This is a genomic window from Gordonia sp. UBA7860 (assembly GCF_002500165.1).
GTDB lineage: Bacteria > Actinomycetota > Actinomycetes > Mycobacteriales > Mycobacteriaceae > Gordonia > Gordonia sputi.
Map to the genome: position 1 here is coordinate 40,669 of NZ_DLSO01000003.1, position 21,803 is coordinate 62,471.

General features: G+C 65.4%; 23 protein-coding genes. 10 read left to right on the forward strand and 13 right to left on the reverse strand.

Features of this window, described 5'->3' with window-relative positions:
- A complete protein-coding gene (locus B3T59_RS00300; RefSeq protein WP_064862578.1) occupies positions 1–1,329 on the forward strand; it encodes a VOC family protein in 1,329 nt (442 codons plus the stop codon).
- 73 nt (positions 1,330–1,402) lie between these two features.
- Here B3T59_RS00300 and B3T59_RS00305 read toward each other — a convergent pair whose 3' ends face one another.
- Entirely contained in the window at positions 1,403–1,822 is a 420-nt protein-coding gene (locus B3T59_RS00305) for a winged helix-turn-helix transcriptional regulator (RefSeq protein WP_064862589.1), read from the reverse strand.
- A gap of 112 nt (positions 1,823–1,934) precedes the next feature.
- Between B3T59_RS00305 and B3T59_RS00310 the strand changes: the two genes are divergently transcribed.
- From B3T59_RS00310 to B3T59_RS00320, 3 genes are all read left to right on the forward strand, one after another.
- Complete coding sequence (locus tag B3T59_RS00310; protein WP_064862590.1) at positions 1,935–2,804, forward strand: SDR family oxidoreductase; 870 nt, start codon at positions 1,935–1,937, stop codon at positions 2,802–2,804.
- A gap of 113 nt (positions 2,805–2,917) precedes the next feature.
- Positions 2,918–4,183: a hypothetical protein gene (locus tag B3T59_RS00315; RefSeq protein WP_287001213.1), complete on the forward strand. Its 1,266-nt coding sequence runs from the start codon at positions 2,918–2,920 to the stop codon at positions 4,181–4,183.
- A 219-nt stretch (positions 4,184–4,402) separates the two neighbouring features.
- Complete coding sequence (locus B3T59_RS00320) at positions 4,403–5,221, forward strand: lytic transglycosylase domain-containing protein (RefSeq protein WP_287001214.1); 819 nt, start codon at positions 4,403–4,405, stop codon at positions 5,219–5,221.
- Positions 5,222–5,288: 67 nt separating this feature from the next.
- Here B3T59_RS00320 and B3T59_RS00325 read toward each other — a convergent pair whose 3' ends face one another.
- The 4 genes from B3T59_RS00325 to B3T59_RS00340 all read right to left on the reverse strand — a co-directional run bounded on the left by B3T59_RS00325 (position 5,289) and on the right by B3T59_RS00340 (position 8,208).
- The gene (locus tag B3T59_RS00325) at positions 5,289–6,599 is read right to left on the reverse strand and encodes a M18 family aminopeptidase (RefSeq protein WP_064862581.1); all 1,311 of its coding nucleotides are present in this window, start codon (positions 6,597–6,599) and stop codon (positions 5,289–5,291) included.
- Positions 6,600–6,604: 5 nt separating this feature from the next.
- Positions 6,605–7,285 (reverse strand): phosphoribosylformylglycinamidine synthase subunit PurQ, encoded by a 681-nt coding sequence (gene purQ, locus B3T59_RS00330; protein ID WP_005207444.1) that lies wholly within the window; start codon positions 7,283–7,285, stop codon positions 6,605–6,607.
- Positions 7,286–7,314: 29 nt separating this feature from the next.
- Positions 7,315–7,554 (reverse strand): phosphoribosylformylglycinamidine synthase subunit PurS, encoded by a 240-nt coding sequence (gene purS, locus B3T59_RS00335; RefSeq protein ID WP_005207443.1) that lies wholly within the window; start codon positions 7,552–7,554, stop codon positions 7,315–7,317.
- A 165-nt stretch (positions 7,555–7,719) separates the two neighbouring features.
- A complete protein-coding gene (locus tag B3T59_RS00340; RefSeq protein WP_251721815.1) occupies positions 7,720–8,208 on the reverse strand; it encodes a glutathione peroxidase in 489 nt (162 codons plus the stop codon).
- Positions 8,209–8,336: 128 nt separating this feature from the next.
- Between B3T59_RS00340 and B3T59_RS00345 the strand changes: the two genes are divergently transcribed.
- On the forward strand, positions 8,337–8,864 hold the full coding sequence (locus B3T59_RS00345) for a MarR family winged helix-turn-helix transcriptional regulator (protein WP_064862137.1): 528 nt from the start codon (positions 8,337–8,339) through the stop codon (positions 8,862–8,864).
- Positions 8,861–10,420, forward strand: a complete 1,560-nt coding sequence (locus tag B3T59_RS00350; protein WP_064862136.1) for a DHA2 family efflux MFS transporter permease subunit — start codon at positions 8,861–8,863, stop codon at positions 10,418–10,420. Before B3T59_RS00345 ends, B3T59_RS00350 begins: the two co-directional genes overlap by 4 nt.
- Positions 10,421–10,494: 74 nt before the next feature.
- Here the strand turns inward: B3T59_RS00350 and B3T59_RS00355 are convergent, their stop codons facing one another.
- Both B3T59_RS00355 and B3T59_RS00360 read right to left on the reverse strand, forming a co-directional pair.
- Positions 10,495–12,687 carry a S9 family peptidase gene (locus B3T59_RS00355; RefSeq protein ID WP_287001215.1) on the reverse strand — a complete coding sequence of 731 codons (2,193 nt, stop codon included), beginning with the start codon at positions 12,685–12,687 and terminating at the stop codon, positions 10,495–10,497.
- Between the two features lie 7 nt (positions 12,688–12,694).
- Positions 12,695–13,585 carry a phosphoribosylaminoimidazolesuccinocarboxamide synthase gene (locus B3T59_RS00360; RefSeq protein ID WP_064862134.1) on the reverse strand — a complete coding sequence of 297 codons (891 nt, stop codon included), beginning with the start codon at positions 13,583–13,585 and terminating at the stop codon, positions 12,695–12,697.
- 94 nt (positions 13,586–13,679) lie between these two features.
- On the opposite strand from B3T59_RS00360, the gene B3T59_RS00365 reads away from it, so the two are divergent.
- Positions 13,680–13,958, forward strand: a complete 279-nt coding sequence (locus B3T59_RS00365; protein WP_039856296.1) for a SelT/SelW/SelH family protein — start codon at positions 13,680–13,682, stop codon at positions 13,956–13,958.
- A 76-nt stretch (positions 13,959–14,034) separates the two neighbouring features.
- On the opposite strand, the gene purB is transcribed toward B3T59_RS00365, so the two are convergent.
- The 3 genes from purB to B3T59_RS00380 form a co-directional block, all read right to left on the reverse strand.
- Positions 14,035–15,462 carry an adenylosuccinate lyase gene (purB, locus tag B3T59_RS00370; RefSeq protein WP_287001216.1) on the reverse strand — a complete coding sequence of 476 codons (1,428 nt, stop codon included), beginning with the start codon at positions 15,460–15,462 and terminating at the stop codon, positions 14,035–14,037.
- Between the two features lie 74 nt (positions 15,463–15,536).
- On the reverse strand, positions 15,537–15,965 hold the full coding sequence (locus B3T59_RS00375) for a hypothetical protein (protein ID WP_287001217.1): 429 nt from the start codon (positions 15,963–15,965) through the stop codon (positions 15,537–15,539).
- Positions 15,962–16,573, reverse strand: a complete 612-nt coding sequence (locus B3T59_RS00380; protein ID WP_064903221.1) for a TetR/AcrR family transcriptional regulator — start codon at positions 16,571–16,573, stop codon at positions 15,962–15,964. Before B3T59_RS00380 ends, B3T59_RS00375 begins: the two co-directional genes overlap by 4 nt.
- Positions 16,574–16,777: 204 nt before the next feature.
- Between B3T59_RS00380 and B3T59_RS00385 the strand changes: the two genes are divergently transcribed.
- From B3T59_RS00385 to B3T59_RS00395, 3 genes are all read left to right on the forward strand, one after another.
- Positions 16,778–17,044 carry a metal-sensitive transcriptional regulator gene (locus tag B3T59_RS00385; RefSeq protein ID WP_064903223.1) on the forward strand — a complete coding sequence of 89 codons (267 nt, stop codon included), beginning with the start codon at positions 16,778–16,780 and terminating at the stop codon, positions 17,042–17,044.
- Between the two features lie 77 nt (positions 17,045–17,121).
- The gene (locus tag B3T59_RS00390) at positions 17,122–17,514 is read left to right on the forward strand and encodes a DUF302 domain-containing protein (protein WP_064903225.1); all 393 of its coding nucleotides are present in this window, start codon (positions 17,122–17,124) and stop codon (positions 17,512–17,514) included.
- Between the two features lie 26 nt (positions 17,515–17,540).
- Positions 17,541–18,524: an alpha/beta hydrolase gene (locus B3T59_RS00395; protein WP_064903275.1), complete on the forward strand. Its 984-nt coding sequence runs from the start codon at positions 17,541–17,543 to the stop codon at positions 18,522–18,524.
- A gap of 13 nt (positions 18,525–18,537) precedes the next feature.
- On the opposite strand, the gene purD is transcribed toward B3T59_RS00395, so the two are convergent.
- The 3 genes from purD to B3T59_RS00410 all read right to left on the reverse strand — a co-directional run bounded on the left by purD (position 18,538) and on the right by B3T59_RS00410 (position 21,559).
- Positions 18,538–19,791 carry a phosphoribosylamine--glycine ligase gene (gene purD / locus B3T59_RS00400; protein WP_287001218.1) on the reverse strand — a complete coding sequence of 418 codons (1,254 nt, stop codon included), beginning with the start codon at positions 19,789–19,791 and terminating at the stop codon, positions 18,538–18,540.
- Positions 19,792–19,863: 72 nt separating this feature from the next.
- Positions 19,864–20,229 (reverse strand): hypothetical protein, encoded by a 366-nt coding sequence (locus B3T59_RS00405; RefSeq protein WP_376782608.1) that lies wholly within the window; start codon positions 20,227–20,229, stop codon positions 19,864–19,866.
- A gap of 208 nt (positions 20,230–20,437) precedes the next feature.
- Positions 20,438–21,559, reverse strand: coding sequence for a hypothetical protein (locus B3T59_RS00410; RefSeq protein ID WP_287001219.1), 1,122 nt, complete (start codon positions 21,557–21,559; stop codon positions 20,438–20,440).
- Positions 21,560–21,803: the final 244 nt, after the last annotated feature.

Below are 21,803 nucleotides of genomic sequence, written 5' to 3' on the forward strand. Positions count from 1 at the left end.
ATGAACGCCGACAACGCGAACACGACGTCGCATGACCCACTCAGCGTCCTGAGCGCCGCCACGACGCCGGGCTGGAACGAACCACTCGCTCCCGCACCCGATTTCGCCGAAGCACTGCGCAGGCGACTCGAGCGCGGAGTGTCTCTACCCGAAGGAGTCGACATGGACACCGCCCAACTCGAACACGAACTGACCGCCACCGAGGTCGACGCGGCCGCACCGCAGGTGCTCGTCGAACGCCCGGGTGCGCTGCCCTATCTCACCGTGCGCGACGCGCGCTCTGCGCTCGACTGGTACGTCGAACGCCTCGGCGCCACCGTGCGTGGTGAGCCGATCCTCATGGACGACAACACGATCGGACATGCCGAACTCGAGGTCGGGGGTGGAGTGATCTACCTGGCCGAGGAGTTCCCCGACATGGGGTTGCGTGGACCGCAGCCCGGAGCGGTATCGGTCAGCCTCATGCTGGCCGTCGACGACACCGACGAGGCTCTGCGTCGTACCGCGACGGGCGGAGCCGCAGTGACCCGAGAACCCTACGAGGCGCACGGAACTCGCACCGCGACCATCGTCGACCCCTTCGGGCACCGATGGATGCTGACCGGTCCGACGCTCGCGGCGCAGGCGTCGACGAGCGAGCCGCCTGCCGCGCGAATCCGCCACGGCGACATCGGTTTCATCTCTGTCAACACCCACGACGCCGCCCGCGCCCGCGCGTTCTACGGCGCGGTCCTCGGTTGGGAGTTCGACGACGAGGGACGCATGGTGACCACCACGAGCCACCCCACCGCGGTGGTGGAAACGTCTGGGCCGCAGACGATCTTCTGCGCCTATGCGGTCGACGACCTCGACGCCGCGCGGCGTCGAATCGAAGCGGCGGGCGGGACGACACGCGACGACCGGCACGGCCTCGACTGCGTCGACGATCAGGGCGTCGAGTTCGCGGTGTATGTCGCGGCGCCCGACGAACCGCGCGCGGCTCAGCATCCGCGCGGCGTCGGCGAGATGTCGTATCTGACGGTGCACACCCGCGACAGCGCACGGTTGCGCGAGTTCTACGGGACCGCGCTGGGCTGGACGTTCACGCCAGGACGCATCGACGACGGCTGGGAGGTCGACAACGCACACCCGCAGATCGGGATCGCGGGCGGAGCGGATTCCGACGTTGCAGTCCCGATGTGGAACGTCGACGACGTCGACGCCGCAGTCGAGCGGGTCCGCGCGGCGGGGGGTTCGGTGATCTCCGAGCCCGACCGCGCGGCGTACGGAGTCGTGGCACTATGCGCCGACGACCAGGGAGCGCAGTTCTACCTCGGGCAGTTGTTCTGAGGCGAGCCACCGAACAGTTGCGTGGGACATACGGGTACAAAAATGCCCCCGTAGGTCCCACGCAACTTCGTCGTCAGCGGCTGTCGTAGCGCTCGCGCGCCTGCTCGACGTCGGGTAGATGTCCCTCGACCAGTTCGATGACACCCACCAGGCGAGTGGCCACCTCGCGCCCCAGATCGGTCAGGGAGTACTCCACCTTCGGCGGGATCGATTGCAGCACAGTGCGGTTGACGAATCCGTCGCGCTCGAGTGTCTGCAGCGTCACCGAGAGCATCCGCTCGCTGACACCCTGCACCCGACGCCGCAGCGCACTGAACCGCAGGTCGCCGTCGTAGAGGGCCCCGAGCGCGAGCAGGCCCCAGCGACTCGTCACGTTCTGCAGCACTTCGCGCGATCCGCAATCCCGCGCGAACACGTCGGCTTCGAGCGCCGGATCTTCTAGCGCCGGATCGATGTCGGAGTCACGCGCCGAGCGGTCTTCTGCCCTGGTCATGGTCTCAGTGTACTGCACATTACAGCCAGCGCTTCTAGAAACTGTTGCACTATACGAAAAGTAAGTGCACGATGAGATGGACAGCTTGATCATCAGAACACCAGGAGATCACATGACCACCTACGCAATCACCGGAGCAACGGGCCAGCTCGGCGGACTTGCCGCCGAGAGCCTGCGCGCCGCAGGCGTCGACGTCGCCGACATCGTCGCGATCGTGCGCGATGAGGAGAAGGCGAGCACGCTGTCGAACGCGGGAGTGAACGTCCGCGTCGCCGACTACGAATCCCCCGAGACACTACGCGCGGCACTGGCGGGCGTCGACCGCCTGCTCCTGGTGTCCGGCAGCGAGGTGGGTCGTCGAATCCCGCAGCACCGCAACGTGATCGACGCAGCAAAGGAAGCCGGGGTGGGACTGATCGCCTACACCTCCATCCTGCGCGCCGACACCAGCACCTTGGCGCTCGCCGAGGAACATCAGGCCACCGAGCAACTGCTCACCGAGAGCGGAATCCCCACCGTGCTCCTGCGCAACGGTTGGTACTGGGAGAACTACCTCGCGGGCGCGTCGGCCGCGATCGACTCGGGAAACCTCTACGGCAGCGCGGGCGACGGCAAGGTGGCGGGCGCCTCGCGTTCCGACTACGCAGACGCAGCGGCGTCGGCCCTGATCAACGCCAAGGGTGGCGAAATCTACGAGCTCGCGGGTTCGGAGCATCTGACGCTCAGCGACATCGCCGCCACGCTGGCGAAGGTGAGCGGCCGTCATGTGCACTACCAGGACCTCCCCGAGTCCGACTTCGCAGCAGCCCTGACCAGCAACGGTGTCCCCGAGGCGTTTGCGAAGGTCCTCGCCGACTCGGACGCAGGCATCGCGCGCGGTGAGCTCGACTCCGATTCCACCGACCTCGAGACCCTCGCAGGCCATTCCTCGACGCCGCTCGCCGACGTGATCAGCGGCGCGCTTTCCACGACTGGCGCCTGACTCGGGAGAGCGTGGCCTCACGCGGGGCCGGTCGACCGGAGGGCGCACAACGCGGCCGTGATTGACTGTTGCCCATGTCTGCCCGCTCCGCTGTGAGGCACGTTGCGCAACGCATGCCGTTTGGAATCGGCACGGTCACCCTGGTGTTGATCGCACTGCTCGTCGCGACCGTCGGGATCGTGTTGTCCATCAGAACCCCTTCGGTCGCACAGACGTACGAGAATGCCCAGCTCCGCGGATACACGCATCAGCCAGAGGTCGCGTGGACGGCGTCGGCGGAGACGCTGCCCGGCTACAACCAGACCGGCAGCGTCGAGGTCGCCGACACCAGCGGTGATCAGTGGTTGCTCTCGTATCCGCGCGGCATCGGACGCGCTTATGAACTCGTCGATCGCCACAGCGGGCGCGCACTGTGGTCGCAGCCTGTCGTCGCGGGGCTCGGTTCGTGTGCGTTGGACGCCACGGGGAATGTCGGCTGCGCCATCAAGCTCGGTGATCAACCGGACGGCTTCTATCTTGTCGACGATTCGGGCAGCGTCGGTGCGCAGTCCGCACTCGACGACACCGCGCAGGTGGTCGGGGTCGGCGCGAACTTCGTGCGCATCGATCAGGCGGGTTACGAAGTCTCGATGCATACCGCGACGGGCAAGCGGGTCTGGGGTCGCACCTTCGCGTCTGCGGCGCACGCGACCTATGACCACGACATGCTCATCATCTCGACCGCCGACGGCAGCCGATTCGTCGTCGATTCGCGCGGCAAGGACTCGCTGCGCTGCCGTCAGTGCGACATTCTGACCTACTCGACGGGCCTAGCCGTCATTCGCCGCGACGGAGATGAGCAGTCCGTCGACACGTACGCCATGGTCCGTGGCACCCCGAGCCGCCGCCCGACGTCGGAGTCCGCGGAAGCCGACGTGGTCGAGGGACCGTCGACCCTTCCGGTGCTGACGACCGTCGGCGACGCCTCCATGCAGGCGACGCAGGGCTTCTACCAGGTACGTGACCCAGCGCGTGGGGATGCTCTCTGGCAGATCACCGACCCGAACCTCTCGAAATCCAACACCCGCCCGTGCGGATCGATGGTCGCCTTCGCGCGAATGGACCGCTCTCGAGTGATCTACCGACTCGACGACGGCGAGCGCCTGGGAACCATTCCCGTGCCGAGTATCGACGACCCCGACACCAATCTCGACCTGTTGAGCTGTGTCGGGTCGTCCGGCGATCATCTGGTGTTCGGCAGCAGCGGCCAACTGACCGCATTCGACGTCCCCGCGGGCAAGGTCGCCTGGACCCGTCCGATCCTCGGGCGAGCAGCCGACGTCGACGGTTACATCGTGCTCACCGAGGGCACCTCGCTGTCGGTGTTGCGACCCAACTGAGGGCTCCCACGCACTGCCAAAATCCTTGCATCAACAAGGGCCTAAAGCCCTTGTATGCCAGACATCACACTCGACGAAACATTCCCGTAACGACCAGCGACGTCGCAGCCGCCATTCAGTGACAACTCAGTTTTCGATAACGCTGCGATAACGGTAAGGACACGTCCGCATGTACGGTCTCTTTCGGCACATCCACCGACGTACGTGCGAGGTTCAGTTTTGGGTAAGCATTCGAAGCCGCGGCAGACCATTCTGCCGCACGCGCTCACCAAGTCGCGGGCACCGCTGATCGGGGCCGCGTTGATCCCTGTCGTCGGAGCCCTTACTGTTGCCGCGGGCGCCAATGCCGACCAGGGAGCTCTGGGCGCCCCCACATCGAGCCAGACCCACACCCACTCTGCTGCCGCTCCCAGCGCGCAGAAGGACGCTGAGGCGTCGAAGAAGGCGCCCGCACCCGCGCAGCCGGTCGTCGCGACCCAGAAGGTGACCGCGACGCCGCCGCCTCCCCCACCGCTTCCTGCCAGCGTCACCGACGGCGCCGTCCCGCAGGTCGCCTTCGAGGCATACCGCCACGCCGCCGACACCATGACCCACGACCAGCCGACCTGCGGTATCCCGTGGACACTCATCGCCGGGATCGGCAAGGTCGAATCCCACCATGCCAAAGAGGGCGACGCCACGCCCGACGGCACGTTGAAGAATCCGATCTTCGGACCTGTGCTCGACGGTTCGCTCGCGGGCAATCAGGTCATCACCGACACCGACGGTGGACGCCTCGACGGCGACTCCGTGCACGACCGCGCCGTCGGACCGATGCAGTTCATCCCCGCCACGTGGGAGAAGTATGGCGCAGACGGAAACGGCGACGGCAAGATCGACCCGCAGAACCTCTTCGACGCCGCGCTGACGACCGCGCGGTACCTGTGCGACGGACACCTCGACCTGCGCAACCAGGCGTCCGAGGCGACAGCCGTTCTGCGGTACAACAACTCGATGGACTACGTGAACGACGTCCTCGGCTTCGCGCGTAGTTACTGAACGCGCACACCGACCGTCCGCCGGGGCGTGAGGGGTGGCCCCGGCGGGTTGGATCCAGCCGACGGGATCAGGCCGGTGAACTCAGAAACGCCTGCAGCGCAGCAGAATACATCGGAACGTCGGCTGCGCCCATAAGTTCACGTGCGCTGTGCATGGCCAGTTGCGGAGCGCCGACGTCGATGGTGAGCAGTCCCGTCCGCGTTGCCGTGATCGGTCCGATCGTCGAGCCGCACGGCAGGTCGGCGCGGTGGATGTAGCGCTGCATCGGCACGCCGGCGGTGTTGCAGGCGAGAGCGAATATGGCCTCCCCCAACGCATCCGACGCATACCGCAGACTCTGATTGACCTTGAGGACCGGTCCACCGTTGATCGCGATCCGGTGCGTCGGCTCGTGCCGGTCCGGGTAGTTCGGGTGGGTGGCGTGCGCCATGTCGCCCGAGACGCATACGCTCGATGCCATGGACCTCAGATAATCGTCGCGAGAACCACCCTGCGACAACACGATTCGCTCCAGCGTCGTCGCCAAGAAGTCCGATGCCGCGCCCCGCTCCGAGCCGCTGCCCACCTCTTCGTGGTCGAACAGCGCGAGAACTCTCGTGTGGATCGTCGGCTCACCGTCGAGCAGCGCATGCAGTCCCGCGTAGCAGGTGCCCTGGTTGTCGAGCCTTGGGGCGCTGAGCAATTCGTCCTCGGGTCCGATGAGCCTCGACGGCGTGACATCGTGGGTCATCAACTCCCACCCGAGCAGGGCGTCGGCGTCGATGCCCGCGTACTCGGCTACCCACTGCAGGATCGGGGTCGCGGCGTCGACGCCCCAGATCGCGTCGACGTGTCGCTGGGGGTTCAGCGTGACGCCCTTGCGGTCTTCGGAGAGGTGAATTGCCAACTGGGGCACGCGAAGTACCGGCTCGGTGACGTTGACCAGTACACTGCTGACACCACTGTCCGCACGATAGGCGAGCCGACCCGAGAGTCCGAGGTCGCGATCGAGCCACGAGTTGAGCCACGCACCGCCGTAGGGTTCGAGCGCAACCGTTGCCAGCCCGGCTGATTCACGGTCGGGGTTCTGCTTGAGCCGCAGATTGGGGCTGTCGGTGTGTCCGCCGACGATCCGGAACCCGTCGCCGTCACCGAGATCCCACGCGATGATCGACCCACCACGAATGACATAGAACCGACGGCCCGCGTCGTCGACAAAGCCCTCGAAGGCATCGCTCTCCTCCGTCGACCAGTCCTGATCCTCGAAAAGGCGTTGGAATCCCGCGGATTCAAGTTCGGCGGCGACCGTCGCGCACACATGGAAGGGTGACGGTGAGGCGTCGATGAACTCACCGAGTCCCTCGGCTGTGGCGGACGTTGCCAGCGACGGGGTGGGCATCGGGATCAGGCGTTGGCGAGTACGGCGTCGATCGCAGAGTAGAACAGTCCGAGACCGTCGTCACTGGGGCCCGTCAGCGCTTCGGTCGCGTGCTCGGGGTGCGGCATGAGTCCGACGATGCGTCCATTGGGGCTGGAGATGCCCGCGATGTCGAGGACCGATCCGTTGGGATTGCTTCCGGCGTAGGTGAATACGACGAGGCCCTCACCCTTGAGTTCTTCGAGCTTGCGCTCCGGCGCGACGTAGCGACCCTCGCCCGACTTCAGCGGGATGAGAATCTCGGCGCCTGCGTCGAACCGCGACGTCCATGCCGTCGTGTTGTTCTCGACCTTGAGCCACTGGTCCTGGCAGATGAAGTGCAGACCCTCGTTGCGGGTGAGTGCACCGGGCAGCAATCCCGCCTCGCACAGGATCTGAAAACCGTTGCAGATTCCCAGAACCGGCATTCCGCGCTCGGCCGCCTCGATCACCGCGCCCATCACTGGCGCGAACTTGGCGATCGCGCCTGCACGCAGATAGTCGCCGTAGGAGAAGCCGCCGGGAACGATCACGGCGTCGACCCCTTTGAGGTCGGCGTCGCCGTGCCAGAGTTCGACGGCCTCGGCGCCCGCGATCCGCACCGCACGCGATGCGTCGACATCGTCGAGGGTTCCGGGGAAGGTGATGACACCGATACGTGCAGTCATGTGGTCCTACTCGACTCGATCTCGTGCCGTCAGTCGGCGATGCGGGAGACGGTGAAGTTCTCGATCACCGTGTTGGTGAGCAGTTCTTCTGCGATGCGGCCGAGAGTCACGTCGTCGACCGAGTCGTCGACCTCGAGCTCGAACCGCTTGCCCTGCCGTACCTCGGAGACGCCGTCGAATCCGAGCCGACCGAGGGCTCCGACGATGGCCTGCCCCTGCGGATCGAGGATTTCGGCCTTGGGCATCACGTCGACCACCACTCGTGCCATCGGCTAGCGCTCCTCTTCTCACGTGACATCCGCTCGACGAGACGCCGACGGATTTTCGACGGCTCTCACCTTACCGTTCAACCCGCAACCTGCACTCTCCGGTCGCGGTTTGCCGATTCTGGGTTGACCTGGCGTGAAGTTGGCCCGGTCGTGGAGTCGACCCGGTCAGAGCACCGCTTCGATGGCCTCGATCACGACGGGGTCGGTCGGCTCGGTGCGCGGGCGGATGCGAGTGGTCACATGGCCATCGGCGTCGACGACGAACTTCTCGAAGTTCCACTGCACGTCGCCTGCCTCTCCGCTGGCGTCTTCGGTCTTGGTGAGCTCGGCGTACAGCGGATGCCGGTCGTCGCCGTTGACATCGGTCTTCTCGAGCATCGGGAAGGTCACGCCGTAGGTGGTCGAGCAGAAGGTGGCGATCTCCTCGGCACTGCCCGGCTCCTGGCCCATGAACTGGTTGCAGGGCACGCCGACGACGGTCAGTCCGCGGTCTGCGTACTTCTCGGCGACCTCCTCGAGGCCCGCGTACTGCGGCGTGAGGCCGCACTTGCTCGCGACGTTGACCACGAGCAACGGCCCGGAGAAGTCCGCGAGGCTCAGCGCCGATCCGTCGAGCGCGGTGACCGGGATGTTCTTGATGTTGGTTTCCGACATGGATTCGAGCGTAGTCACGCAGGCCCGCACACGGGCGTATGCCACAGATCACAGTGAGTGCGGATCGAGGTTACATCTCACATACATTTGCGTTGGTGAGATAGTTGCAGAGGCGTTAGTGTTTTCCGGTGTCCGCTCCCGCTCCGCTCCAGAACGACGCCGCATGTGATGCGCTCAGCAGTTTTCTGGAGCGTCTCTCGTGTCTCGGCACAGCCGAGGCAATGGACACCCTCGCGGCGTCAGAGCTGACGTTCACGCAGTTCCGCGCCCTTTTCGTCGTGTCGATGCACGACGCACCGATGCCCGTCCACGAGATCGCCGAGTGCGTCGACCTCTCGATTGCGACCGCGGGTCGCAGCGTCGACAGGCTCGTGCAGGCGGGGTTGGTCGATCGTCGCGAGGATCCGGGCGATCGTCGGGTCAAGCTCGTGACGCTGACCGACCAGGGCCGCGAGACAGTCGAAAAACAGTTGGACATCAAGCGAGACCTCGTCGGACGATTCATCGATGGACTGCCCGATGAATTCCGGGCCGCGCTGACGTCTGCACTACGGAACATCGTCGACGCCGACGTCGACTACTTCACTCTCGACCGCGAGTCCTCGAGGACCCGCACTGCGACACCGTCCACCTCCGAACCGAAAGATCCCTCATGACGAGTTCATCCGCCGGGGCGCCAACGCACGCCCCGGACACCAAGCTCGATCGCCACGTGCTGGTCATCGCCGGCGTGGTCGTGCTCGGCGCGATCATGTCGATCCTCGACGTCACCGTGGTGTCGGTCGCGCAGAACACCTTCCAGAACGAGTTCAACACAGACGCCGCAGGTGCCGCGTGGACCATGACCGGCTACACGCTCGCGTTGGCCGCGGTGATCCCGTTATCGAGTTGGGCCGCAGCGCGTTTCGGCACCAAGAACGTCTACATGATGTCGTTGATCCTGTTCACCATCGGATCTGCGCTCTGTGCGCTGGCGTGGAACATCGGTTCGCTCGTGGCTTTCCGTGTCATCCAGGGCCTCGGCGGTGGTCTGCTGATGCCGATCGGCATGATGATCCTGACCAAGGCTGCCGGACCTGAGCGTGTCGGTTCGGTGATGGCTGTCCTCGGTATTCCGATGCTGCTCGGCCCCATCGCGGGTCCGATTCTCGGTGGCCTACTCATCGAGAAGGCCAGCTGGCACTGGGTGTTCCTCATCAACGTGCCGATCGGTGTTGTCGCGCTTGTCTATTCGTGGTTCGCGCTGGGCAACGACGACGAGAAGTCGAAGCCGAAGATCGACATCGTGGGCCTGTTGCTGTTGTCCCCTGGCCTCGCGTTGTTCCTCTACGGGATCTCGTCGAGTACCGAGGCGGGCACGTTCATCGACACCAAGGTCTTGACCACGTCGATCATCGGGCTGATCCTGATCATCGGATTCGTCTGGCACGCACTGCACACGAACCACCCGCTGCTCGATCTGCGTCTGTTCAAGAACAAGACACTCGCCATCGCCGTCATCACGATGACGTTCTTCATGATCGCCTTCTTCGGCGCGGCGCTGCTGTACCCGCAGTACTTCATCGGCATCCGCGGTGAAAGCACCCTCGCGGCAGGCTTGCTGTTGGCCCCGCAGGGTATCGGCGCGATGATCACCATGCCGGTGGCGGGCAAGATGACCGACAAGATCGGACCCGGCAAATTCGTGCTCGTCGGCATCGTTCTGATGGCCGTCGGCATGGGCACGTTCATGTTCCTCGGAGCCGACACCCCGTATTGGCTGCTGTGTGGCGCGCTATTCGTCCAGGGTCTCGGCATGGGCATGACCATGATGCCGATCATGTCGGCCGCGCTGGCGACCCTGAGCAACAAGCAGGTTCCCGACGGTTCGACGCTGATGAACGTCGTCCAGCAGACGGCCTCGTCGATCGGTACCGCGGTGATCTCGGTGATCCTGGCGACCAACCTCAAGGCGCACGCGGAATCGCAACTGGCGATCGCGTCGAATGCCGCGCCGGAGAAGTACGACCTCCTGGTCAAGGCCGGGCAGGCCCCGCAGAACCCGCCGGGCCAGTGGTTCAGTTGGGCAGCCGAGGCGTTCGGTGCCACGTTCATCGTGGCGGTCGCGCTGATCGCGGTGACGATCATCCCGGCGTTCTTCCTGCCGCGCAAGAAGATCGCCTCGCCGCTCGTCGAAGAGGACGTGGATCGCGCACCGATCGTCATGCACTGACCGGAGACCCTTGATACAGGTTGCCCCTGGTTGCGATATCCGCAGCCAGGGGCAACCTTGCGTTGTGGGAACCGCTAGTCGGTCAGCGCACCGGTCTGCTGCAGGATCCACGCCAGCTCGAAAGCGACTTCCTCCCACTGCTTGTAGCGCCCGCTGACGCCACCGTGGCCCGCCGACATCTCCGTCTTGAGCAGGATCGGAGCGCCTGAGGTGCTTAATGCCTGAAGCTTGGCAACCCATTTCGCGGCCTCGGTATACATCACCCGGGTGTCGTTGAGCGACGTCTCCGCGAGGATCGACGGGTACGGCTGCGCGGTAACGTTCTCGTAGGGTGAGTACGACTTCATGTACTCATAGACCTCGGGATCGTGCAGCGGATCGCCCCACTCGTCCCACTCGATCACCGTCAGCGGTAACGACGGATCGAGGATCGAGTTCAGCGCGTCGACAAACGGTACCGACGCCAGGATGCCGTTGAACAACTCGGGCGCGAGATTCGCCACCGCACCCATCAACAGACCGCCGGCCGAGCCCCCCTCTGCCACCATCTGTTGCGGAGTCGTCCAACCCTTCTCGACCAGATACCGCGCCGAGTCGACGAAGTCGGTGAAGGTGTTCTTCTTGGTGAGCGTCTTGCCGTTCTCGTACCAGTGGCGCCCCATCTCGCCGCCGCCGCGCACGTGCGCGAGCACGAACACGACGCCGCGGTCGAGCATCGACAACCGCGACACGGAGAAGCCCGGGTCGAAACTGGCCTCGTACGAGCCGTAGCCGTAGAGCAACAACGGTGCGGGCGACGGACTCCCACTGTCGTCCACGCCGACGCCCTTGCGTCGGACGATCGACAGCGGGATCCGCGTTCCGTCTGCGGCCGTTGCCCATTCGCGCGACTGCTCGTACTCGTCGGGGTTGTAGCCGCCGAGCACCGGCTGCCGCTTGAGCAGCGTGCGTTCACCGGTTTCGACGTCGAGCTCGAACAGTTCGGCGGGCTCAATGAAGCTGCCGTACCCGAAACGCAGACGGGGCGTTGCCCATTCGCGATTGCCCGCAAGCCCCAGCGAGAACAGCTCCTGCGCGACTGCGACTTCGATGAAGTCCTCGGCCACCGGCATCCCGTCGATCCGACGGAGATCCGCGATCGAGACCCGCGGCAGCGCGTCGGCGCGATACGACAGGACGAGGTAGTCACGGAAGGCGTCGATGTCCTCGATGCGGACGCCGCGGCGGTGGCCGATGAATTCGGTTCGGGCAGAGGGGTCGTCGACGGGCGCGATATCGATCGCGAAGTCCTCGGCCTTCTCGCCGTCGCGAATGTCGTTGTGCACGATCAAGAAGTAGTCGCGACCGGAGATCTCGGCGTGCTCCACCGAGTATTCGACGCCCTCGACGCGTGGTGCGACACTGCGGAATTCACCCGTCGGATCGGCGGCGTCGAGCACGAAGCACTCGGACGTGATCTTCGATCCCGTCACGATCATCAGGTACTTGTCGCTGCGCGTGGAACCCATGCCAACCCAGTACCGCTCGTCGGGCTCGTGGAATACCTTGACGTCGTCGGTGCCCGCCCCGATGTCGTGGCGCCACACCGTATCCGGACGCCATGCGGCGTCGACCGTCTGATAGAACACGTGCTTGGCGTCGAGCGACCACGACGCCCCGCCCGCGGTGTCGGTGATGACGTCGGGAAGCAGGTCGCCGGTCTCGAGGTTCTTGAACCGCAACGTGTATCGCTCGTCACCGACGACGTCGGTGCTGTATGCGAGCCACTTGCCGTCGTGACTGATGGCTAGCGCCCCGAGGCTGAAGAACTCATGCCCCTCGGCTTCGACGTTGGCGTCGAGGAGAATCTCTTCGCCGGGCAGCGGGGCGTCGTCGGAGACCTCGGGTGGCGTCCAGCTGTCGACATCGACTATGGGACAACGACATTGGATGCCGTACTGCTTGCCCTCCTGCGTGCGGCCGTAGTACCAGTAGCCGCCGCGTCGGCCCGGCACCGACATGTCGGTTTCCTTGGTGCGCGACTTGATCTCGCCGAAGATGGTGGCGCGCAGGTCTGCGAGATGGGCCGTATTCGCCTCCGTGTAGGCGTTCTCGGCTTCGAGGAAGGCGATCACCTCGGCGTCGTCCTTGTCGCGCAGCCACTCGTACTCGTCGACGAAGGTGTCGCCGTGGTGGGTGCGCTCGGTACGAACCTTCTTCGCTACCGGCGGCACCGCCGTGTCGGATGCGATCGGGGTGGCAGCGTTGCCGGGTTGTGCGTCGGTCACAGGTCTCCTATGCGTGGTCGGGCCAGTCGTCGAACGACTTCTGCGAAATCAGTTCGTAGGCTTCGATATAACGTGCGCGGGTCCGCTCGACGACGTCGGCGGGCAAGCTGGGTGGTGGATTGTCGGACGATCGGTCCCAACCCGACGCCGCCGAGGTCAGCCAGTTGCGGACGATCTGCTTGTCGAAGCTGGGTTGTACATGTCCCGGCGTGTACGAGGTGGCGTCCCAGTACCGGGACGAGTCGGGGGTCAACACCTCGTCGGCAAGGACGAGCGAGCCGTCGGGGGTTTGCCCGAATTCGAACTTGGTGTCGGCAAGGATGATTCCGCGATCCGCGGCGAGATCGGCTCCCCTGCCGTAGATGTCGAGCGTCGCGGTACGGAGGGAGTCGGCGAGCTCGGCACCGACGACGTCTGCCGCCTGCTCGAACGTGATGTTCTCGTCGTGATCACCCTGCTCCGCCTTGGTCGCGGGAGTGAAGATCGGCTGCGGCAGTTTGTCGGCCTCGCGCAGACCCGACGGCAGTACGACGCCGCACACCGCGCCGGTCTTGTTGTAGTCGATGAGACCGGACCCGGTGAGATACCCGCGGGCGACACATTCGACGGGCACCATCGGCAGCTTGTGGACCACCATCGAACGACCGACGAGCTCGGCGGGTATGCGCTCGTCGTCGGGACCACCGGCAAGGTGGTTGGGCACGCCGAGCGCGTCGAACCAGAAGAAGCTCATCGCGGTGAGGATGCGGCCCTTGTCGGGTATCTCGGGTGAGAGCACGAAGTCGTACGCCGAGATGCGGTCGCTGGCGACCATGAGGAGGGTGTCGGAATCGATCTGATAGATCTCGCGCACCTTGCCCGAGGCCACAAAGGTGTACGAATCGAGAGCTGGACGCATGCTTCGACCTTAGATGCTGCGCCGGCGCGGAGACATGTTCGGGTTGGTGGCCGAGACCTCGGACCCCCGGCCCACTCTGTGGGACCGTAGGCACATGACCTCTCCCGCGATCACCATCACCTACTGCACGCAGTGCAACTGGCTGCTGCGCGCGAGCTGGATGGCGTCCGAGCTGCTGAGCACCTTCGGCACCGACCTCGGCTCGGTGACCCTGGTGCCCGGCACCGGCGGCATCTTCCGCATCGACGTCGACGGGACGCAGCTCTGGGAACGCAAGGCCGACGGCGGGTTCCCCGACGCCGCCGAACTCAAGCGCCGCCTGCGCGACACCGCGCTGCCCGACTGGCAACTCGGACACTCCGAAAAGAAGTGAGTGGTTTCGACAAGCTCAACCAGCGGCGGCACAGCTCAACCAGCGGCGACACGGCTCAAGCGGCTGGATGCGGCGCCTAGAGGATGGGTGCGGGCACGTAGTTGGCGGCCTCGGGGTTGTCGGCGATGAGCTTCTCGGCGGCGGCGATGACGTCGGCGACCTGGCGGCCTGCGGCTCCGACGAACGCCTCCTTGTCGTCGAGTAGCGCGTCGAGCTGGGCGCGGTCGAGGGGGATACGGTCGTCGGCGGCGAGGCGATCGAGCAGGTCGGGCTCGCGACCTTCCTCCCGCATCGCAAGCGCAACCGCGACGGCGTTCTCCTTGATCGCCTCGTGCGCGGTCTCGCGCCCCACGCCCGCCCGCACCGACGCCATCAGCACCTTGGTGGTCGCGAGGAACGGCAGGTAACGGGCCAATTCCTTCTCGATGACCGCGGGGTATGCGCCGAACTCAGCGAGCACGGTCAGGAAGGTCTCCAGCATGCCGTCGATCGCGAAGAAGGCGTCCGGCAGCGCGACGCGTCGAACGACCGAGCAGAACACGTCGCCCTCGTTCCACTGCGCGCCGGCGAGTTCGGCAGCCATCGAGCCGTAGCCGCGCAGCACCACCTGCAGGCCGTTGACACGCTCACAGCTGCGCGTGTTCATCTTGTGCGGCATCGCCGACGACCCGACCTGGCCCGGCTGAAAGCCCTCGGTGACCAGCTCGTGGCCCGCCATCAGCCGGATCGTGTGCGCCAACGACGACGGCCCCGCACCCACCTGCACCAGGGCAGACACGACGTCGTGATCGAGCGAGCGCGGGTAGATCTGGCCGACAGATGTGAGCGATCGCGCGAATCCGAGATGCCCGGCGACACGCGATTCGAGTTCGGCGAGCTTCGACGCGTCGCCGCCCAACAGGTCGAGCATGTCCTGGCTGGTACCCATCGGCCCCTTGACGCCACGCAGCGGATAGCGGTCGATGGTTTCGTCGACGCGCTGCAACGCGATCATGAGCTCGTCGGCAGCGGAGGCAAACCTCTTGCCCAACGTCGTGGCCTGCGCGGCGACGTTGTGACTGCGTCCGGCCATCACCGTCGAGCTGTACTGCGCAGCATGCTCGACGAGTCGTGCGAGCACCGTGATGCCGTGCGCGTACACGTGACGCAACGACTGCAGGACCTGCAACTGCTCGACGTTCTCGGTGAGGTCGCGGCTCGTCATGCCCTTGTGGATCTGCTCGTGCCCGGCGAGCGCGTTGAACTCTTCGATGCGCGCTTTCACGTCGTGGCGGGTGACGCGCTCACGCTCGGCGATCGACGCGAGGTCGATCTGGTCGATGACGGCCTCGTAGTCGGCGACCGCACCGGCGGGGACGTCGATCCCCAGATCCTGCTGCGCCTTCAGAACGGCCAGCCACAGGCGGCGTTCGAGCGCGATCTTGTTGGTCGCCGACCAGATCTCGGCGAGGTCGGCAGACGCATATCGACTGGCCAGAACATTGGTGATGGCAGGTTTCGACACGTCAACAGTCTAGTCGTGCGGTCGGCAGTCGCCCTCCACGGGCGTATGGCCGCGCACCGGCAACGGGCGCCGGCTCAGATCGCGATGCACGTCCCGCCGGAGCCGTAGCCCTGATGCACCCGTGCCAGCGTCAGCTTCGACCGCACATTGTTCTGTTTCGTGTAGAGGTATCTGTCGCCGATCCGCCGCGGAATCCACTTCACCGTGGCCTGTCCGCCCGCGGGTTCGGCGCTCCCGATGAGCCGTGGCGTGTAGCCCTTCCTGCCCTCCCAGAACGTGACCGTCCCGCGCGAGTTCACCAGTCCCGTCAGCCAATACGTGCATCCGGTTCCGTAGACCACCGATGAGAACGGAACTCCCGGATCGGGCGCCTGAACCGGTTCGGCCGACGCCGCACCCTGCGCCGACAAGGCTCCGAGGAGCACGCCGACCACTACGACGACGGTCGCCACAGCCCGACCGATCACACGGCGCCACGCCACGGCGGTCCTCCGATCCGTCACTGTGAATCCTCCAATCGCGGGGCCAGTACGTCGACGACCTCACCGAGCGCATCGCGCGTCGCGGCGACCGGCGACGATCCATTACCGAGTGCACCGAGAACGGCCCCGTCTTCGATGGCGATGAGGTTCTCGATGTGCGCCGCCCGCGCCAACCGTCCCGATCTGTCGAGCACGACGAGGTGTGTCGAGGCGAGTGTCGCACGTCGCGCGGCCACGACGTCGTAGAGCCGTGGGTATCTCGGTGTGAGCGCGATCATCTCGTAGCGGGCCGCCAGCTCGTCGTAGGGGGTGTCCTCACCGACGAAGACGTCGGCGAGGATCTCCGCGGTCGCGTGCCCTCCTCGACGACGCCGCGCAACCGCTTCGCCCCGATCGACGATCGCCTGCTCATCGGCCCGCGAGACGAACGCCGCGGCCTCGGCCATCAGGTCTTCGAGCGAGCCGAAGTAGTACGTGGTCGACGCGAGTGGCAATTGCGCACGATCGGCAACTGCTCGGTGACGCACGGCGTCGAAGCCGCCTTCCAGCAACAACTCTCCGGCAGCCGCGATGAGACGCGACCGCCTGCGCTCTCCCTTGGGAGTGGTCGCCGCCGTCATGGCCCCCATGCTGCCAAGCGATCTCACTACGCGGTTGGCTTTCGCAAATCTCGACCTCGTGATCACACGCGTTGAAACTCGTGCCTGAGTCGGCTTCGCCGTGGATCACGAGGCATGGGTTCCCTCCGCGCTTCTCGACGGAGGTTCACGTTCGACAAATACCCCTAGGGGTATAGTGGATGGCAGTACGTACCCATTTCCAGGAGGCGCAACATGGTCGGCGACGACGAAGCGATCACCGTCGTACTCAACAGATTGCGCCGTGCGCACGGTCAGCTCGCAGGCGTCATCTCCATGATCGAGCGGGGTCGCGACTGCAAGGACGTCGTCACGCAGCTCGCCGCGGTCTCGCGTGCACTCGATCGCGCCGGGTTCAAGATCGTCGCCATGGGCCTGCGTGAATGCCTCACGGGCGACGAGGCGACGACGGAACCCATGACAGAAGAACAGCTCGAGAAGCTCTTCCTCGCCCTGGCCTGACATCGGCCCGAGATCCGGCCGTACAGAATCACCGGCCACGCCGTACAGAATCACCGGCCACACAGAAAGGAAGCGCCATGCAACTCGGCTACTCCACCACCCTCACCACCGACTTCGACGACGCCGTCGCCCGCACCCGCGCGGCGCTGGGCGAGCAGGGATTCGGCGTGCTGACCGAGATCGACGTCACCGCGACGTTGAAGAAGAAGCTCGACGAAGACATCGAGCCCTATCTGATCCTCGGTGCGTGTAATCCGGGTCTCGCGCATCGCGCGCTCGGCGTCGAACGGCAGATCGGTCTGCTGCTGCCCTGCAACGTGGTCGTCCGGGCGAATCCCGAGGTCACGGGCGAGGTGATCGTCGAAGCGATGAACCCCGACATCATGGTCGCGGTCACCGATGCACCGGGGCTACCCGACGTGGCCGCCGAGGCATCGACCAAGCTGAAGGCGGCGATCGCCGCAATCTAGCCGGTGCCCACTATCCTGTGAACTCGATGAGCACCGATCACCCAGCCACCGAGCGAACCTCGCGCGCCGGCACCGCCTCCGACGCACCGTCTGCGCAGCCCAACCGCCGGGCTGTTCTCGCGTCCGCACTGGGCGTCTCAGCTATCGGAGCCCTGTCTGCGTTGTCGCTGTCGGCGTGCTCGCGGTCGGATGCGGTGACGGTCGACGAGCGTCGAGCGGCGGCCCCTCGTTCGGCCGACGACGAGCTGCCCGTCGAGACCTCGCCCGCGCCGATCGCCGAGGGCCCGAAGCTGATCACCGGGAGCTTCGTCTCCGCCAAGATGGGTGGTCGGCCGACGCGTTGGGCGGTCGCACGTCCCTCGGGTGTGACCGGGACGCTTCCCGTCGTGGTGGTCCTGCACGCGTTGAACACCAACGAGCAGTCGATCTTCACCAGCAAGCTCAGCATCCAGACCGTGCTGCAGGAGTACGTCGACGCGGGCAATGCACCGTTTGCGATTGCCGCTGTCGACGGCGCGCGCAACTACTGGCATGCGCGCGTCGACGGAACCGATGGCGGCGCAATGGTTCTCGACGAGTTCATCCCGATGCTGGCGAGCAACCCCGAACTCGACCTGTCCACCGAGCGACTCGGACTTTTCGGCTGGTCGATGGGCGGTTACGGGGCGCTGCGCCTCGGAGCGCTGCTCGGCGCACCTCGCGTGGCCGCGATCGCGGTGAGTTCGCCTGCGCTGTGGGCAGATCCGAACAATTTTCCGCAGCGGGCCTTCGACAGCTTCGACGACTATCAGCGCAACTCGCTGTTCGGCCAGCAGCGCGCGTTCGACAAGATCCCCCTACTGATCACCATCGGGTCGAGCGATCAGTTCTTCACCTACACACGCCAGTGGGCGGCGGGCCTGCACCCACCCGCAGCATTCGGCACGGCGGCGGGTGGACACACAAATCGCTACTGGCGCAGCGTTCTTCCCGATCAGGTGGCGTTCCTCGGGCGCGAACTGGCCCGTTAGAGCACCGGTGAGATCAGATACTGATCTCACCTTCGAGCGCGGCCCTGCCGATGTCGGTGCGATGATGCGAGCCCGGCAGCTTGATCGCGTCGATTCGCTCGTACGCCTGGGCGCGCGCCTCGGCGAGGTCGGCACCCACACCGAGCACCCCGAGTACCCGACCTCCCGCCGAGACCACTGCACCCGAAGCGTCGATTGCCGTCCCCGCGTGCAGCACGCCCTCGCCGCCTGCGCCGATGATCACGTCGCCCGTGCGTGGCTTGCCGGGATAGTTCTCCGCTGCGACCACCACAATGACCGCCGCGCCGTCTTCCCACTCCAGTGGGGGCAGATCGGCCAGGGTGCCGGTTGCCGTCGCGTTGAGCGCTTGTCCCAGAGGCGATTTCAGCAGTGCGAGCACCGCCTGGGTCTCGGGATCGCCGAAGCGGCAATTGAATTCGACGACGGCCGGTCCGTCGTTGCCGATCGCGAGTCCGGCATAGAGCAATCCGGAGAACGGCGTGCCGCGTCGAACCAACTCTGCGGCAACAGGTTTGACCACGTCGTCGACGATCTGCGTGGTCATCTCGTCGGGTAGCCACGGCAGCGGCGTGTAGGCACCCATGCCACCGGTGTTGGGTCCGGTGTCGTTGTCGCCGACGCGCTTATGGTCCTGTGCGGGGATCAGCGGTACCACGGTCTCGCCGTCGACCAGGCAGAACAGCGAGACCTCCGGCCCGTCGAGGAAGCTCTCGAGCAGGACCGGGTGGCCGATCTCGAGGCATTCGGCCGCGTGGCTGCGCGCGGCCGCGCGGTCGGTGGTCACGACGACGCCCTTGCCCGCGGCCAAACCGTCGTCCTTGACCACCCAGGTCGGGCCGAAGCGATCAAGAGCGGCATCGAGTTTGGCAGGGTTGTCGACGACCTCGCTGTGCGCGGTGCGGACCCCGGCCGCGGCCATGACGTCTTTGGCGAAGGCCTTCGATCCCTCGATCTGTGCCGCTTGTGCTCCGGGGCCGAACGTCGCGAACCCGGCGTCACGCAGCACGTCGGCCACACCGAGAACCAGCGGCACCTCGGGGCCGATGACGACGAGATCGGCGTCGAGCTGACGCGCGAGGGCCAGCACACCGTCGGACGACACGACGTCGACGGCGTGATTGGTGGCGATCGACGCAGTCCCCGCGTTACCGGGCGCGACGTGCAGTTCGGTGACCGACGGATCGCGGGACAGGCCGAGGAGCAGGGCGTGTTCACGGCCGCCCGAGCCGATGACTAGTACGCGCACGCCCACGACTCTAGTGGTTGGAGTGCACGCGAAGCAGCACAGGTGGGGCGGCGTCGACGCGGCCGAGCGATGTCACGACACCACGACGTCGAGTCCCATGTCGACGAGCGCTTGCGCGCGCCGCGGCACGCGGAAGGCCTCGTCGACTATCACGATGAAGACCGGCGCCAACGCGACCACCACGACGGAGATCGTCAGCGAGACCCCGGCAAAGGCCATCCACACCCCGGCGACGAGTAGCGCAACGGCCCCGACCGCGCACAGCAGCGAGACCGGGTCGAATTTCACCAGGTAGTCGTACATGCCGAGAACAGACAGACAGTAGATACCCAACGGCACCGCGACACATGCCACGACGGCACCCGCGCTGATCTTCGCCTCGTGCTCGGTCCAGAGTGCTGCCACCTCGAGGCCTGCTCCGGTTGCCGCGGCCGACATGAAGATCACGGTGTGTCCATAGCCCCAGACGACAGGACCGCCTCGGCAGATTGACCCCCATTGAATTCGAGACCATCATCAACCACGAGGCCCCTCAGGCCGCGTGACTAACCCTGTCACCTATCCGTGCACCAGGCCCGACCTCCTTCGCGCTTCCACGGGTTCTTCCGGAGTATCGCTCACCTCCTGTGACATGACTTGTTCGCACCTACACGGCCATCTCGCCGTCATCGGCAAGCCTCGTTTGCGCTTCGCTGCACTCCTCGCCCACGAAGGACATGTCTGCCCGCACATCGCGCAGGGCGAGAGCGAGACCTGGGGTCAAGATCAACCGCCATAGATACCGCCCGGTCTTTCGCAGCTCGCGCCGCCACCGCGAACGCGAACGTCTTTGCAGGCTCTCTCGCAGCTCACGTATCCCTTTACTGTTTCTCAAAGCTACGTCTCTAGTGACCGCGAACATCGAGAACAAGAAAAAGAATGTTGCTACGCCGAAACTCACCGCTGCGGCGCTCCAGACGGACGTCGGGAGCGACTTAGCTACCGCCAGCATTGCCGCTGCCGCTCCTAAGCCCATCACCACTGCGGCGTACATGCTGAAGAAGCATTCGAATCGTCGAGACGATGACAAGGAACAAGCCCGGACAACCCAGTTCACGGCCAACCCCCATACCGCCGGGATGGCCGCTACACCGACCCAGGCATACCACGGCGACGCCGCCGACTGACCGTCCCAAAGCCGCGACGCCAACCAGGCCACGAAGGTGCCCAGTACCGCTAGGACTGCCAGCTCGCTTAGACAACGCGCTGCCAGCCAACGGCCCCATTGGCCGCTCTTGTCTCTGACACGACTGGCAGCCATGAATGACGGGCCCAGTGCGTAAATCCAGCGGCGCTTACTCACAGTGAGCTTCTCTAGACGCACTGTGGACCACTCGACGTAGCGGCGATCAGACAAGTGAGGCTCACGAGGTGCAATCACCGCCAAGAAGACCATCAGCACAGCAGTCGTCGAACCAAAGACCGCCCCACCGGCATCTTCTGTATTCCTAATGTCCGACCACTGCATAGTCGCGGCAATAACCCCCACGAGGGCGGTCAGCTTCATCGACGCGGTCACCATCCGCCGCCAGTACGACATTTCGTAGACGTCAGATCGTCGCGCCAGACCACTCGTACGCACAACAAGAGCAACGTTCAGTGTCGCTAGAACTGCGACAGCTGGATACAAATAGCTCTGCGCCACCGACGGAGTCACTAAACGATTCCAATTTGTCGTCGCCAGCAACGACGCGACCAACGCGCCCGCGAAAACGCCGATGATTCCCACTGCCGCAGCTTCTTGTCGAGCCTGCCGAGCACGTCGATCCTCATGCCGCCGCCACGGCGGTGGGTCAGTCGCAAGATTGCTGGACCTCACCGGGCCCTCCAGTCTGGGTCGTCAAGTTCGAACAATGTTGGCTGTCCGGGCATCCCGACGACGAGCGCTTCACGCACCCGAACGTCGTCCCACCCATCGATCATCGCATCACGCAACGCAACTGCCCGCGCTCGTCGTGCTTCACGATCGAGGC

Bases quoted from the DNA above. Each gene is read 5' to 3' on its own strand.
- B3T59_RS00300 (WP_064862578.1), top strand. From the start codon at position 1: ATGAACGCCGACAACGCGAACACGACGTCGCATGACCCACTCAGCGTC.
- B3T59_RS00305 (WP_064862589.1), bottom strand. From the start codon at position 1,822: ATGACCAGGGCAGAAGACCGCTCGGCGCGTGACTCCGACATCGATCCG.
- B3T59_RS00310 (WP_064862590.1), top strand. From the start codon at position 1,935: ATGACCACCTACGCAATCACCGGAGCAACGGGCCAGCTCGGCGGACTT.
- B3T59_RS00315 (WP_287001213.1), top strand. From the start codon at position 2,918: ATGCCGTTTGGAATCGGCACGGTCACCCTGGTGTTGATCGCACTGCTC.
- B3T59_RS00325 (WP_064862581.1), bottom strand. From the start codon at position 6,599: ATGCCCACCCCGTCGCTGGCAACGTCCGCCACAGCCGAGGGACTCGGT.
- purQ (WP_005207444.1), bottom strand. From the start codon at position 7,285: ATGACTGCACGTATCGGTGTCATCACCTTCCCCGGAACCCTCGACGAT.
- purS (WP_005207443.1), bottom strand. From the start codon at position 7,554: ATGGCACGAGTGGTGGTCGACGTGATGCCCAAGGCCGAAATCCTCGAT.
- B3T59_RS00340 (WP_251721815.1), bottom strand. From the start codon at position 8,208: ATGTCGGAAACCAACATCAAGAACATCCCGGTCACCGCGCTCGACGGA.
- B3T59_RS00350 (WP_064862136.1), top strand. From the start codon at position 8,861: ATGACGAGTTCATCCGCCGGGGCGCCAACGCACGCCCCGGACACCAAG.
- B3T59_RS00360 (WP_064862134.1), bottom strand. From the start codon at position 13,585: ATGCGTCCAGCTCTCGATTCGTACACCTTTGTGGCCTCGGGCAAGGTG.
- B3T59_RS00365 (WP_039856296.1), top strand. From the start codon at position 13,680: ATGACCTCTCCCGCGATCACCATCACCTACTGCACGCAGTGCAACTGG.
- B3T59_RS00380 (WP_064903221.1), bottom strand. From the start codon at position 16,573: ATGGGGGCCATGACGGCGGCGACCACTCCCAAGGGAGAGCGCAGGCGG.
- B3T59_RS00385 (WP_064903223.1), top strand. From the start codon at position 16,778: ATGGTCGGCGACGACGAAGCGATCACCGTCGTACTCAACAGATTGCGC.
- B3T59_RS00390 (WP_064903225.1), top strand. From the start codon at position 17,122: ATGCAACTCGGCTACTCCACCACCCTCACCACCGACTTCGACGACGCC.
- B3T59_RS00395 (WP_064903275.1), top strand. From the start codon at position 17,541: ATGAGCACCGATCACCCAGCCACCGAGCGAACCTCGCGCGCCGGCACC.
- B3T59_RS00405 (WP_376782608.1), bottom strand. From the start codon at position 20,229: ATGTCGGCCGCGGCAACCGGAGCAGGCCTCGAGGTGGCAGCACTCTGG.